The organism is Paenibacillus mobilis (assembly GCF_058267595.1).
In genome coordinates, this window is record NZ_JBZCMS010000022.1 from 1 (window position 1) to 13,178 (window position 13,178).

Consider the following 13,178-nt stretch of genomic DNA (forward strand, 5'->3'; position numbering starts at 1 on the left):
CCTTGCGCTCTGCTTGGTTAAAATGTTTCTTACTCATGTCATCCCCTCCATTGCCTCTTCCAGTATACAAAAAGTACCCATAGCCCAGACACCTTTTTTTCAAAGTGTCCAGTCTATGGGTACAGTTCATTGCGGATCTCTTTTTTATTAGGTTTATCGATACATTTTTTCTAGGGATAGACGATGGGAGGCCTTAATGTTCAAGGTAGGACGAATGGCTTTGGCCATTTCTTCCGCTTCCTGCAAATCTTTGCTTTTTCCTAGCTCCATGAGCGTGCCAATCGCTACAGTTCCCGTTCTGCCCCTGCCTCCCCCGCAATGGAAACCGACTTTTTTCCCGTTACGGTATGCTTCGACCACTTGGTTTATCCCTTTTCGATAAAGCTCGTCCTGAGCGCCTTCGGCGTGATCCTCTAAGGGAATCTGAACCCATTGAAGCCTTTCATTTGCGAAAGCAGGCTCTAACGCTTCTCCACGCAAGTCGACGACTATCTCAATGCCTTCGTATTTAAACATGTCTTCAACGTCGACCGCTCCGCCGAAAAAAATCCGATCCTCTACAAGTGCCTGATAATTTTTAGCCATCCAGGTTCACTCCCTTATCTGAATATTTCATTTTCCGGTTTCAACGAACTGGGCGACCCGGTGCCGAATCGCATCCCGAACTTGGTTAAACTGAGCGGTAATTTCTTCGTCCGTACCCGTAGCTTTCGCCGGATCTTCAAACCCCCAATGCCATTTGGTGACGTTTGGATTGGAGATTACAGGACAATGCTCATCTGCGTGACCGCAAAGCGTGATCACGTAATCTGCACGATTTAAAATTTCCGGATCAATTACGTCCGACGTGTGGTTGCTGATGTCTATGCCGGCTTCTTTCATCGTTTGTACGGCTCGTGGGTTTAGTCCATGTGCTTCAAGGCCAGCGCTTTTCACTTCATATTGATCTCCGCCAAGCGCCTTCAGAAAGCCGTCGGCGATTTGACTCCGACAAGAGTTACCCGTGCAAAGGAAATAAACAAGCGGCTTCTTTTCCATCATATAAATCTCCTTTTATAAGTTTTTTGATAAGCATGAATTAGTTGCTATACTAGTTGCTATTCTGCCGGCTTTTTCTAAACAGAAGTTTCCTTGCTCCCCACCAGACGGCTAAGAGACAAAAGAGAATACCGGCGAGGGTTACCCAAGGATTGACCGAAGTGGAACTTATAAAGGATAGCCACAAATAAAGGCCGGTCAAAGTGAGGAAAAGCGTTGGAACCGTCAAGAGCAAGCCCATTCTGAAATAGGTGCCCCAGCTAATTTTGACCCCTTTCTGAGCCAAAACATGCAGCCAAAGCAAAGTGGCTAACGAACCGATAGGCGTAATTTTAGGCCCTAAATCTGACCCGATAACGTTCGCATAAATAAGCGATTCCCGTATGTAACCTTCCGTAGAAGTGGCTTTAATCGCAAGAGCGTCGATCATAACAGTAGGCATATTATTCATGATCGATGACAGGACGGCTGCCAGAAATCCGGAAGCTACCGTTGAAACAAAAAGTCCGTGCCGGCTGACAGCGCCAAACAGCTTGCCTAATTCATCGGTCAAACCGACATTCCGAAGTCCGTATACAACGACATACATCCCGATCGAAAATACGACTACGGCCCATGGAGCTCCCTTAACAAGCCTCCAAGTATGAATCTGAGGACTGCTCCGGGCGACAAGGATAAAAACCAGGGCAGCAATTCCGGCGATTACGGAAACGGGAACCTTTATAAACTGACTGCCCATGTAGGCGGCGAGCAGCACTCCAAGAATGATCCAGGATAAACGGAACAGGCGTCGATCCTTAATCGCATCCGATGGAATTTTAAGCTGCCGGGCCTCATAGTGTGCGGGGATCCGTTTTCTGAACATTAGAAACAGCATGACCAGGCTTCCCGCGACCGAAAACAAGGTGGGTACAATCATCCTGCCGGCATATTCCACAAAGGAAATACCAAAGAAATCGGAAGACACGATGTTTACCAAGTTACTGATGACAAGCGGCAAAGAGGCTGTGTCCGAGATAAAACCGCTCGCCATAATAAAGGGCAGGATCATTCTCTCGTTGAAATTAAGGCCCCGTACCATCGCCAGTACAATAGGCGTCAAAATCAAGGCGGCCCCATCGTTGGCAAACAAAGCGGATACGGCGGCTCCAAGCAATATCACGTAAACAAACATCAGCCGGCCGTTACCTCTTGCAAACCTGGCTACATGCAAGGCTGCCCACTCAAAGAAACCAATCTCATCTAAAATGAGGGAGATCAGAATAATGGCTACAAAGGTCAGCGTAGCGTTCCACACAATGAGGGTCACGTCCCAGACATCAGATAACTGAACGACCCCTAAACATAACGCCAGAAGTGCCCCGCCAGCAGCAGACCATCCGATGCTTAACCCCTTTGGCTGCCAAATAACAAAGATTAGCGTTACGAGAAAAATGGCGATAGCAATGATCAGCATAAGACCTCCGTAGATTAATCACATGACAAGCCAGTTCGGCCTTCAAGCGTAGACTTCATGCAAGGAAGATGGTGAATCAAACCATTCAAATGAGGTTTATCCTCCACGTTCAGCGAATAATAAACCCACTGGCTTTTTTTCGTTTCATTCACCAAACCGCCTAATTTTAACTTTTTTAAATGCTGGCTGACGTTGGGCTGACTGGTCTCTAAAATATCCACAATGTCGCAAACGCACATCTCCTGTTCTTTTAATAAAGCCATGATGGTCAGTCTGGTTTTGTCCGAAAGAAGTTTTAGCTGCTCCGACATTTCATTAAGGGTGCTCAAGTGCCCTCCTCCTTTCTTAGGTATCTTCTTGGAATATTATATAGGCAAATGATTATATAAGTAAATGATTATATGAAAGATTTTATTTGCCTGTTGATAGGCCTTTAAGGGAACCTTTATTCTTGTTGTCCATCTGGAGTGATTGGTTATTCATCTTTATAGAAGGATGGAGTCAACGGAAATAAGGTCAAGTTCTTTTCCTGGAGAAAGGAGAAGAACTTGACCTTGTGACTCAGCTTCTATCTACTCACTTTATTAGATGGCAACCAAACCTCTCAAACTTTTCAAATCGCCGGCATGACATTGCCGCCGCTGACCGGGATATAAGCTCCGGTGATGAAGCTGGCCAGATCCGAGGCCAGGAAAACGACCGCATTCGCGATCTCCTGATCGGTACCGCGTCTCTTGAGCGGCACGTTTTTGATATAATCGTCGCTTTCGGCAATGCCGTTCGTGCGCTCGCGTTCGCTGATTGTCCAACCTGGAGCCACCTGGTTGACCGTAATCTGATGTGCGCCGACTTCCTTCGCCAGCACACGATAGACGCCGTCCATGCCTCTTTTGCCTGCCACGTATGCCGATTGCCCCGGGAAGTTCTGCATGGAGCACTCCGTGTTAATGCCGATGAAACGTCCGCCCTTCTTCTCGATCATGGCCGGTATGAAGGCTTTCGCCAGATAAACGCTTTGCAGGACGCAAGATTCGAATTGGCTCGTGTAGTCTTCGGCCGGCTGCTCCAGCACGGACGTCCACTGGTACTGTACAACCGCATTCGCTATAACAATGTCGACATGACCTAAGTCCGCTTCAACGGTTTGCTTCAGCGCATGGATGGAATCCTGCTTCGTTACATCGGCTTTGACGGCAATGGCACGTCTGCCGAGCGCCTCTATCGTACTCTTCAATTCGAGCGCTTTCGCTTCGTTGCTATGGTAATGCAAAGCAATATCCGCGCCGCACTCCGCAAGCGTACGAGCAATGACCCGGCCGAGCTCTCCCGTTGCTCCCGTCACCAAAGCTATTTTTCCGGAAAGATCTAATTTCATGTGTTCGTTCTCCTTTTCTCCTCGGGGCCTAAAAATGCCCAACAATAGGATGGGGTACATACGGTTCTTCCAAAAATGAAATTTCTTCAGGTGTTAATTGAACAGAGCCTGTTCTTCCTTAAGCACCCATCGATGATGCCCTTTCTCCGCATCGCCAAAACCCATGCAACCTAGACAAATCCGGGATACATCTAGTCCCGAATTTCCAAGTTTCGTATAATCCATTGATTTGCCTCCCTCCTTTTCATAAAAAATAGTTCCTCATCCTTCTGAGTTTCACTTTGTAATTGCCGGTGTTTTCTTAAATACTACATCGGGGTACGTCTTCTGTCCAACACTCGAGCAAACATTGCCGGCTGCCCTCTCTTGGCGTCGCTTTTACAGCAAATTAGGTATATCGATTAGTTATTTCCTACTCAGCTAATGAGTAGGATGAATTTAACGACAAAACAGGCATCATGCCGTCCATGATGCCTGTTTGTCTTTTCAACTTTTTGTAGACATGTTCCCGCAAATGAGATCAAACTGGCTGGCGAAATCCGAATCCATTCACGCTGATGAATGTTTTATTGCGTTTTCGCTGCTCCTTTTGAGTCGAGGTTTGAACTTAGTCGTTCCAAAATTCGAGATAGCTCCATAGGCAAATCTCCTGGTTTACGCGCTGTAATAAATGGACCGTCTTCGACTAAAGGTTCATTTAAATAAACGCCGCCCGCTTCGGTGATTTCATGGGCGACCTCATGCCATGAGGTCATTTTACGCCCTTCGACCAGACCAGCCGATGCCAACAATTGAGGACCATGACAAACGGCTCCTACGATTTTTCCACTCTGGGCAAATTCCTGAACAAACCGGACAGCGTCCGGATTATTTCTCAGCTCTCCAGGTGCAAGGCCCCCAGGGATATAAAGAAGCTTATATTCTTGAGGATGATGGTCTTTAAGCAGTTTGGTTTCCTGTAATTCCATGCCGCGGTAAGCCTTAAGCACGCCTCCTGAAGGGGTAAGGACATCCACTTCATATCCTTCTTCAATGAAACGGTAATACGGATAGAAAAACTCAATATCTTCCACTTTGTCCGCAGTTAAAATAGCTACTTTACCTATAACAGGTTTATTTACAGGAATTCCTGCGCGATTATCTACTTGCTGTTCAGAAGATCTTGTACTCATAGGTTTTGCCTCCCTGGATTATAATCATTCGGAGAATTTAACTCCGGTTTGCTTGCTCGATTTCAGCATAAGCCTTGGAGTTGACTTGAAGTCAAATGAAAAATATGGAAATTGATCACGGTTATTTGTTTTATTTTGTATACAAAAAAGCGAATGCAAAAAAGCGAAGCCACAGCTCCGCTCTCTTACTAGCAATCGTTCTTCCAGAAGTACTTCTAATCGTCTTTCAAAAAATATGCCGCTGCCAGCCATTCAGCTTGGCCAGAGCCTCGAGAAAGAAGTAGTCCCCGTAAATCAGGGAGACGTCCACATTTTGGCCGGCGGGCTTGTGCCCGGTGGCATGCAGCAGAATCGCCTCGTGATCCGGCAGATCCCAGGTCGCATAACGCTGATCCAGCGATCTTATCATCCGCTCCGCAGCCAGACGGTACACCCTGCCCTCCTGCTCGGGAAGCAGCGAAGCCAGCTCCAGGAGTCCGGAAGCTGCGCAGGCTCCCGCCGAGCTGTCCCTCGGTTCCTGCTGCAAATCTTCCGCAGCCCGGAAGTCCCAATGCGGCACCGCATCTGCCGGCAGATGGGCAAGGAAGAAATCGGCGACTTGCCGGGAGGCCCGCAGGTATTTCTTGTCGCCCGTATATTTGCAGGCATTTGCTATGCCGTACAGCGCCCATGCGGCGCCCCGGCTCCAAGCCGAATCGGGACCGCCCCCTGCCCGCCGATAGCTCCCAGGCATTCTCCCGTAGCAGGATCAAAGCTTACGATATGGCATACCGAGCCATCCTCCCGAATAAACCGCTCCACCACCGTATCGGCATGCGCACGGGCAATATGACTAAAACGCGGATCACCCGAGGCTTCGGCGGCCCAGAACAGCAGCGAGAGATTCATGGACGAGTCGATAATGGACCAGCCCAGCTTATCTTGGTTCCAGGCCCGCAGGAATCCGCCTGCCAGATTGTAGCGGCCTGCCAGAAAATTTGCGGCGAACAAGCCGCGCCGCAGGGCAACGGGATCTCCAGTCAGCTTATGTTTGATGACGGCAGTCGGCAGAAATTGAAACCCGACATCATGGTGGAAGTTGTTATCTTGCAGCATCATACGCTCAAGCCGTTCGTCCCAGCCCCATGCGGCCTGCCTGTAGGCCTCTTTCCGTGTTAGATCATACCCAATCCATAGCATGCCTGGCCAAAATCCCGAGGTCCACCAATCGAGCCGCATATCATCATATCTTCCGTCTGCCTTGGCAGCATGCGGAGATTTGTCGCCGATTTGCTCTAGCATGAACTCAGCTTTATTTAAGGTTCTGCCCAGCATTTCCGCAAATTCAAATGCCGGTTTATCCATGGGTGCTTCCCTTACCCTTTCCGGCTCTGCCCCTGTCCCTTTGTCCCTCTGCTCATTATTCCACATGGGCGTCCGGACCGATTTGAACGCCTTCGTTGTTGTTATAACGTTCTGTCGCTTCTTTGATGATTTCATTGCCGCCGCTGGCTCTCCATTCCTCAATGACCTTCGGCCAGTCGGAAATGTTCTCGGTGCCGTAAATCATTTTAATCATATGCCCTAAAATAAACTTGGACGGCTCATCGAAATTCGGAGCTAAATCGGGATACTGCAGGTAGCTGTCGAGCTCCGGCGTGAAGAAGAAACCCGCCCGTCCTTCAGACGGCAAAATCGTTTCAAAGCCGTTCAGCATTTCTACGCCCTTAGGCTCAAACGGAAGTTTATCCTTGTTGTACGCATTATCTTTAATCAGCCATAACCAGTCGCGGCGCTGCTCGGATAAACGTCCCTCTTCATCGGTAGGAGCGTTATATTTGATTTCTCCGTTCTCTACCGTGTAGTCCTCCCCTTCGATCCCGAAGGTGAAAAATTTCGCGCCTTCTTCCGTAGCCATATAATCGAAGAACTTGACGATGCCTTCCGCTTTGGTCTTGTCAAGCTTGGCGTTCAGGTAAGCCTGCTCCAGCGTGTTGCTGTACAGCATCATACCGCCTTTGCCGTCCGGACCGGTCGGGGAAGCAATCATCTCCAGCTTGCCTTCGGGAACAGCCAGGCTCAGCTCGCTTTGATAAGTGCCTAGCTGATTGGCGTTGGCATTGTAAATCCCCACTTTGCCGGCATCGCGGTTTTTCGTCCACATGGCCCCGGTAATGGTAGCAAAGTCTTGAGCCATCAAACCTTCGTCGTACATAGCTTTGTAGATTTCCAAAGCCTTCATCATATTTTCGCTGTCGAAAAATTTAGGAACAATTTCATCTCCTTGCTTCTCGTACATCGTGCTGTAAGGAAGCACGTCGTAAGCGCCGAGGATGAAGTCGGCATATTTAAAGTTCTCGCGGAAGCCAAACGGCTGCTCTACGCCAATCTTCTTGAATGCGCGCAGCACAGGAAGGAGATCGTCGATCGTCTTAGGCGCCTCCACCCCCGCTTTCTCCAGGAGATCGGAGCGAATAAAGGTCGCGCGGCGTGATTGCACGCTCAAGTATTGGGGAATCGAATAAATATGTCCGTTATAGGTTACGGAATCCCACACTTCCTTCGGAATCGTCTTGAGCAGATTCTGACCATGCGTCTCCAGCAGATCTTCCAGGGGCATAAACAAACCGGCTTCTACCGCACCCTTCATGGAGTTAGCCGTCGGCGTTGTATTACCGACCAGCACATCCGGCAGCTCGCCGCCTGCGAACAGCAAGGAGATCTTTTCACCGAAATCTTTATGTGGAATCAACTGAATCTGGATGTCGGTGTTGGTGCGCTTCTCCATTTCGAGGACCCATTTGTCTTTATTCATGTCATCGACCGATTCTACGGCCTTCATGGCCAGCGTGCCTTTAGCCATCGTAAATTTGGTAACCGCCGGGCTATCGCCGGAGGCTGTATCTTCTTTGTTCCCTGTACTGCCTGCGCAGCTCGCGAGCAAACCTGTCAGCAGCATCACACAAAGTAAACTTAGGATCCGCTTTCTCATCATTCGTTTGTCCCCCCCTCAGATTTTGTAGCGCTTTCATAAACAACCCTAATTTATCATGGGAGAAGCAGGGTTCCCATGTGCTTAAATAAGGTCCAATGGTTTTTTTTATGCTGTTACGATTTGATCGAGCCGACCATGACCCCTTTGGTAAAATGCTTCTGCAGGAAGGGATAAACAAGCATAATCGGGATCGTAGCCACGACAACAACCGCCATCTTAATGCCTTCCGGCGAGGTCAGAACAGCATCTTGGGCCGGGGCGTTAATGGTGGAGCTGTCGGTAATGATGAACTCCCGCAGCCGCACCTGGAGCGGATACAATTGGCGATTATTGATGTAATACAACGCGCTGGCGTAGCTGTTCCAATGTCCAACGGCGTAGAATATGCCGAGCGTAGCCATCACGGGCTTGGAGAGCGGCAGGATGACATTCCACAAGATCCGCATCTCGCCGCAGCCGTCGATCCGAGACGAATCGATCAGCTCTCCAGGCAAGGCCATAAAAAAGGAACGCATCACAAACAGATTAAATGCGCTTATGGCTCCTGGCAGCATCAAGGACCAAAGCGAGTCGATCATGCCCAGCTCTTTAACCAGCAGATAGTTGGGAATCAGCGGCGCGGTAAAGATCATGGTCAGCAGCACGAAGATCAAAACCGGCTTTCGGTACAAATACTCCGACCTCGACAGCGGATAGGCCAGCAAAGCCGTCATGGCCAGATTCAGCAGGGTGCCAAATAACGTAACAAACACGCTGACGCCAAATGAACGCCAGATCAGCTTCTCCCCGACTACGGCCCGAAAGTTCGACAAGGTGAAACCAACCGGCAGGAAAAACACTTTTCCACCATTAATCGCCGCATTGCTGCTTAAAGATTGGGCAATGACATGCAGAATCGGGAGAATCATGCTTAAACCCAGTACAGATAGAAACAGATAATTAAATAGGCTAAACGCCTTTTTTCCTCTGGTCATTCTAACCATGGCAATCCCTCCTCAATATAATCCTTCGCCGGTCATTTTTTTGCTGAGCCAGTTTCCTGACATAATCAGGACAAGACCCACTACGGATTTGAAGAGGCCGATGGCGGTCGTGTAGCTGTATTGCCGGTCAAGAAGGCCGGCCGAATAAATGTACGTATCGAGAATTTCGCCGTTTTGCGAATTGAGCGTATTTAAGAAGACCAGGACTCTTTCAAAGCCAAAATCCATAAAGTGGCCGATTTGCAGCAAAAATAAAATGGTTATGGTGGGCAGGATGGCCGGAATGGTGATGGATAAGGTTTGCTTCCAGCGGCTGGCCCCATCCATCTCTGCGGCTTCGTACAAATCGGGATTGATGCCTGTCAGTGCGGCGAGATAGATAATGGTTCCCCAGCCCGCATCCTTCCAGATTCCCGAGGACACGAGAATGGTGCGGATATACGAGTTCTCGCCCATGAAATAAATCGAATCAAACCCGAGCGAAGTAAGGACATTATTGACAATTCCTGTCCGCGGCGACAGAATCTCAATGGCGATCCCTCCGATCACCACCCAGGAAAGGAAATGCGGCAGGTACAGAACGGTCTGCAGAGTTCGTTTGAAGAACATCCGGCGTATTTCATTCAGCAGCAGCGCCAGAATAATCGGAACGGGAAAACCGATGCCCAGGCTGTAAAAGGCCAGCAGCAGCGTATTTTTCAAAATCCGCAGGAAATCCGGGTATTGAAACATCCGCTCAAAATGGGCCAGTCCGACCCAAGGACTTCCCAGATAACCTTTAAAAATGCTGTAATCCTGGAACGCCATTACCGATCCGAGCAAAGGAACATACTTGAACAGCAGGAAATACAGAATGCCCGGTATCGACAGCAGGTATAAAGCTCTGTATTTCCTGAAATTCGACCATCGGTCCCTTGGCGGCTTCCGGGCTGGAATCGGGCTGGGGGCTGTTTGGGGAACGGTGCTTTGTGCCATCGGAGTCATCTCCTATTTAAAAATTTGGTACGATCATCGTACCCCATGGAGATAACACGGACGATGGCGCCATCTTTGGTGATATGGCTTTATTTACGATTCAGCCATTTACGATTTGGGCATCACCATGCGGACCACCGTTCCTTTACCGGGCTGGCTCTCCATTTGCAGGCCGTAAGCTTCGCCGAATACCAGCTGAATCCTCCGGTGAACATTCAGAAGGCCGATTCCTCCCTTGCCATTCTGCGCTTCAGTCAGCCGTTTTGTATTTAGTCCGGCGCGCAGCTCCCGCAATTTCTCCTCCCCCATCCCGGCCCCGTTGTCGGAGACGGCAACAATAAACCCGGTTTCCTCCTCCTGCGCTTTGATGCAAATTCGATGATCTTCCCGAATGCCCTCAAAGAAGGCATGCTGAAATACGTTTTCAACTAACGGCTGCAGCGTGAGTCTGACCATCTTGTTAAGCAAATAAGCCGGAGGAATTTCCACATCGAACTCAATTTCCTTGTCGTAGCGGTGCTTCAGAATGGACGTGTAGCTCAGCACATGCTTCAGCTCATTGGCAACCGTGATTTCCTCCAGGCTGGTCTGGACGGAGTATCTTAGCATATAAGCCATGCTCTTGACGATTTCCGATACCTCGGCGGAATCCTGAACCGCCGGAAAACACACGATCGTTTCCAGCGTGTTGTACAAGAAATGCGGATTGATCTGCATTTGCAGCGCCTGCAGCTCCGCCTGCTGCCGTTCCAGCTCCGCCTCCCGCTTGGAGTTCTCCGCCACATACACCTGATCGATCAAATCGGAGAGCCGGTACACCATGGAGTTGTAGCTTACAATGAGCTCGTCAACTTCATCCTTTTTCCCGCTGAGCGGAATTCTTGTCCAGTCGCCTTTCTCCGCCTTCTTCATGCCGCGCCGCAGGTTCTGAATAGGGTTCGTAATGGAATAGCTTAGTCTATAAGCAAAAACTAAGGCCACAATGAGCGTAATCGCGCCGATCCACAGCATATTGGTTCGCACCCGGATAATAGGCTGACGCAAATCGTCCATAGGAATCGCTATCTGCAGATCCCAGTCCGTATATGACGAATGCAAGCCGACGATGAATTGCTCGGTGCCATCTTCTTTATTTACGAGGGACTCCACACGGTCATTCGATAGTTTGATTTTCGAAGCCGCTGGAAGCTGCTGGCCGATTTTGGCCGGGTCGGTATGGTAGATGATTTTCCCTTGATCATCCGAGATGCTGAAATGGCTTTGCGGTCCCAGTTCGATTCCTTTCCACAGCGAAGATAAATCGGTGCTTCTAAGCTCTATCGCCAAAATTCCTTTATAGTCCATGGAGCGCAGGCCCCTAATCTTGCGGGCTAATGTAATGTAATGGCCATCCTGTGAGGTCACGCCGTTGTTCAGAATCATCAGTTTGCCGTTGTCCGGAATCTGCTGAAACAATTGGCTGAAATAGGCTTGAGAGAAGGAACTGGTAGGGTCAACAGCCCCTCCTTGGTTTTCAAGCACTGTACGCCCGTCCTGGCGAACAATATACAGAGAGGAGATAACGTCCGGATAGCGAATCAGGAGCGGTTCGAAAGCATAATCTTTAATCCTGGAAGTATAAAAGTAATTCTCGTAGTTGGAGCCCGGGTTCAGATCGAGGTATTCCTTGATGTCTATGTTGCTGAGCAAAGACAAGGTTGAGTATTCATAGCTGCGAATATATTGTTCAAGGTGGTGCGAGGTAATATTGACGACCTGGGCCATGTTGGCCTCCGCCTGATCCCGCAGTTTGGCAGAAGCCCCATAATAAGTCGACAGCCCCAGGATAAATAAAGGCACCAGAATCATGATGACAAAGTAGGTATACAACCGAAACAGCAGGCCCTTTCTCCGTTTCATCATCTATTTGATCCCCAGCCTGCTGCGGAATTCAGTGGGCGTAAGTCCCTTTATTTTCCGGAAGGTCTTGGCGAAATGTGAATAATCTTCATAGCCGATCTCATGCGCCACGTCGACAATCCGGTAATGGGGCAGTGCCAGCAGCTGTTCGGCAAGCTCGATCCGTTTCTTCATCCGGTAATTGATAAACGTGGTGCCTGTTATTTTTTTGAAATAGAGACTGAAATAATTGGGGGTCAGTCCTACAAGATTGGCGACCTCCTCGAGCGTGATCTCCTTGGCAATATTTTGCTCAATGTAAGACTTGGCTTCGGCCATCAAATCCTTAAATCCGCCCCGCCGTAGGGCCAGCTCATCGGTTAGCGCCTGGAGTTTCTCGCGGAATTTTGCGTCAACCTCATTCAAGGGACTCTCTTGTATATAGGGACCTGATTCGGTATAAGCGTAGCCTTTGGCTTTTAAGCGATCAACCACCGCCTGGAAGGAGTCCTCCAAGAGCTCTCTTAATTGAAGGGGATGATCTGTGCACTCGCGGCAATAGCAAAGCCACTGCTCAAGCACCTCGTCCAGCTCCTGAAGTCGCAGCTGCCAAATATGCTCGGTCATCTCGTCCAGGTATTTCTCCGACTGAGTGGGAGTGAGCACGCCCTTCTTGTTTGCCTTCAGCAGCTTATCGAGCAATTCATGGATATCTGCCTTAACAACAGGCTTCAGCAAATACTCCTTCACCCCGTAGGTCATGCATTGCTTCGCATATTCGAATTCGGCAAAGCCGGAGAGGACAACGACCGTAATAAAACGATAGGATTCATGTATCCGCTTACAAAATTCGAGACCGTCCATCTTCGGCATCCGGATATCCGTAATGACCAAATTTGGCGGGTCCTGCCGAATCAGCTCCATCGCCTGCTCTCCGTTTTCGGCCAACCGAATGCCGGCAAACGGGGTGTGATAAGAGAGCAGCATATTTTTCAGCCCATTTCGTATAATCCTTTCATCGTCCACAATCAAGACGTGCATGCCCATAACCTCCCTTGGTCAAAAGTGCGGCAAAAAGCCTAAAGAGCTCGAAGTATACGAAGTACCTGAAGTATACGAAGTACCTGAAGTATACAAGTACCTGAAGGACTCCAAGAACTTAAACAACTTGAACAACCGAACAATAAAAAAAGGGACAGGCTCCCTAAACTGGTACCCATAGACTGGACACTTTGAAAAAAAGGTGTCTGGGCTATGGGTACTTTTTGTATACTGGAAGAGGCAATGGAGGGGATGACATGAGTAAGAAACATTTTAACCAAGCAGA

General features: G+C 49.1%; 11 protein-coding genes and 2 pseudogenes. All 13 read right to left on the reverse strand.

Translation table 11 applies throughout. The features are described 5' to 3' along the window. Positions 1-153: 153 nt before the first annotated feature. The 13 genes and pseudogenes from AC3ZPD_RS22705 to AC3ZPD_RS22765 all read right to left on the reverse strand — a co-directional run bounded on the left by AC3ZPD_RS22705 (position 154) and on the right by AC3ZPD_RS22765 (position 12,892). Positions 154-585 carry a protein-tyrosine phosphatase family protein gene (locus tag AC3ZPD_RS22705; protein WP_490986515.1) on the reverse strand — a complete coding sequence of 144 codons (432 nt, stop codon included), beginning with the start codon at positions 583-585 and terminating at the stop codon, positions 154-156. 27 nt (positions 586-612) lie between these two features. Beyond that, positions 613-1,038, reverse strand: a complete 426-nt coding sequence (gene arsC, locus AC3ZPD_RS22710; RefSeq protein ID WP_490986525.1) for an arsenate reductase (thioredoxin) — start codon at positions 1,036-1,038, stop codon at positions 613-615. A 52-nt stretch (positions 1,039-1,090) separates the two neighbouring features. After that, complete coding sequence (locus AC3ZPD_RS22715; protein WP_490986516.1) at positions 1,091-2,494, reverse strand: arsenic transporter; 1,404 nt, start codon at positions 2,492-2,494, stop codon at positions 1,091-1,093. Between the two features lie 14 nt (positions 2,495-2,508). Then, positions 2,509-2,823: an ArsR/SmtB family transcription factor gene (locus tag AC3ZPD_RS22720; RefSeq protein WP_490986517.1), complete on the reverse strand. Its 315-nt coding sequence runs from the start codon at positions 2,821-2,823 to the stop codon at positions 2,509-2,511. Between the two features lie 284 nt (positions 2,824-3,107). Next, entirely contained in the window at positions 3,108-3,869 is a 762-nt protein-coding gene (locus AC3ZPD_RS22725; protein WP_490986518.1) for an SDR family NAD(P)-dependent oxidoreductase, read from the reverse strand. Between the two features lie 105 nt (positions 3,870-3,974). After that, positions 3,975-4,094: pseudogene (locus AC3ZPD_RS22730) on the reverse strand (aldo/keto reductase); the annotation flags it as partial. A gap of 341 nt (positions 4,095-4,435) precedes the next feature. Next, positions 4,436-5,041: a type 1 glutamine amidotransferase domain-containing protein gene (locus tag AC3ZPD_RS22735; RefSeq protein ID WP_490986519.1), complete on the reverse strand. Its 606-nt coding sequence runs from the start codon at positions 5,039-5,041 to the stop codon at positions 4,436-4,438. 226 nt (positions 5,042-5,267) lie between these two features. After that, positions 5,268-6,355 (reverse strand): annotated as a pseudogene (locus tag AC3ZPD_RS22740) (glycoside hydrolase family 88 protein). Between the two features lie 85 nt (positions 6,356-6,440). Then, a complete protein-coding gene (locus AC3ZPD_RS22745) occupies positions 6,441-8,015 on the reverse strand; it encodes an extracellular solute-binding protein (protein ID WP_490986520.1) in 1,575 nt (524 codons plus the stop codon). A gap of 113 nt (positions 8,016-8,128) precedes the next feature. After that, positions 8,129-8,998: a carbohydrate ABC transporter permease gene (locus AC3ZPD_RS22750; protein WP_490986521.1), complete on the reverse strand. Its 870-nt coding sequence runs from the start codon at positions 8,996-8,998 to the stop codon at positions 8,129-8,131. Between the two features lie 12 nt (positions 8,999-9,010). Further along, complete coding sequence (locus AC3ZPD_RS22755; protein WP_490986522.1) at positions 9,011-9,973, reverse strand: ABC transporter permease; 963 nt, start codon at positions 9,971-9,973, stop codon at positions 9,011-9,013. Between the two features lie 108 nt (positions 9,974-10,081). Continuing rightward, positions 10,082-11,875 (reverse strand): sensor histidine kinase, encoded by a 1,794-nt coding sequence (locus AC3ZPD_RS22760; protein WP_490986523.1) that lies wholly within the window; start codon positions 11,873-11,875, stop codon positions 10,082-10,084. Continuing rightward, positions 11,876-12,892 carry a response regulator transcription factor gene (locus tag AC3ZPD_RS22765; protein ID WP_490986524.1) on the reverse strand — a complete coding sequence of 339 codons (1,017 nt, stop codon included), beginning with the start codon at positions 12,890-12,892 and terminating at the stop codon, positions 11,876-11,878. Positions 12,893-13,178 lie beyond the last annotated feature (286 nt).

Excerpts from the sequence above, each read along its gene's own strand:
- AC3ZPD_RS22735 (WP_490986519.1), bottom strand. The coding sequence starts at position 5,041 with ATGAGTACAAGATCTTCTGAACAGCAAGTAGATAATCGCGCAGGAATT.
- AC3ZPD_RS22715 (WP_490986516.1), bottom strand. The coding sequence starts at position 2,494 with ATGCTGATCATTGCTATCGCCATTTTTCTCGTAACGCTAATCTTTGTT.
- AC3ZPD_RS22765 (WP_490986524.1), bottom strand. The coding sequence starts at position 12,892 with ATGCACGTCTTGATTGTGGACGATGAAAGGATTATACGAAATGGGCTG.
- arsC (WP_490986525.1), bottom strand. The coding sequence starts at position 1,038 with ATGGAAAAGAAGCCGCTTGTTTATTTCCTTTGCACGGGTAACTCTTGT.
- AC3ZPD_RS22755 (WP_490986522.1), bottom strand. The coding sequence starts at position 9,973 with ATGGCACAAAGCACCGTTCCCCAAACAGCCCCCAGCCCGATTCCAGCC.
- AC3ZPD_RS22750 (WP_490986521.1), bottom strand. The coding sequence starts at position 8,998 with ATGGTTAGAATGACCAGAGGAAAAAAGGCGTTTAGCCTATTTAATTAT.
- AC3ZPD_RS22725 (WP_490986518.1), bottom strand. The coding sequence starts at position 3,869 with ATGAAATTAGATCTTTCCGGAAAAATAGCTTTGGTGACGGGAGCAACG.
- AC3ZPD_RS22760 (WP_490986523.1), bottom strand. The coding sequence starts at position 11,875 with ATGATGAAACGGAGAAAGGGCCTGCTGTTTCGGTTGTATACCTACTTT.
- AC3ZPD_RS22705 (WP_490986515.1), bottom strand. The coding sequence starts at position 585 with ATGGCTAAAAATTATCAGGCACTTGTAGAGGATCGGATTTTTTTCGGC.
- AC3ZPD_RS22745 (WP_490986520.1), bottom strand. The coding sequence starts at position 8,015 with ATGATGAGAAAGCGGATCCTAAGTTTACTTTGTGTGATGCTGCTGACA.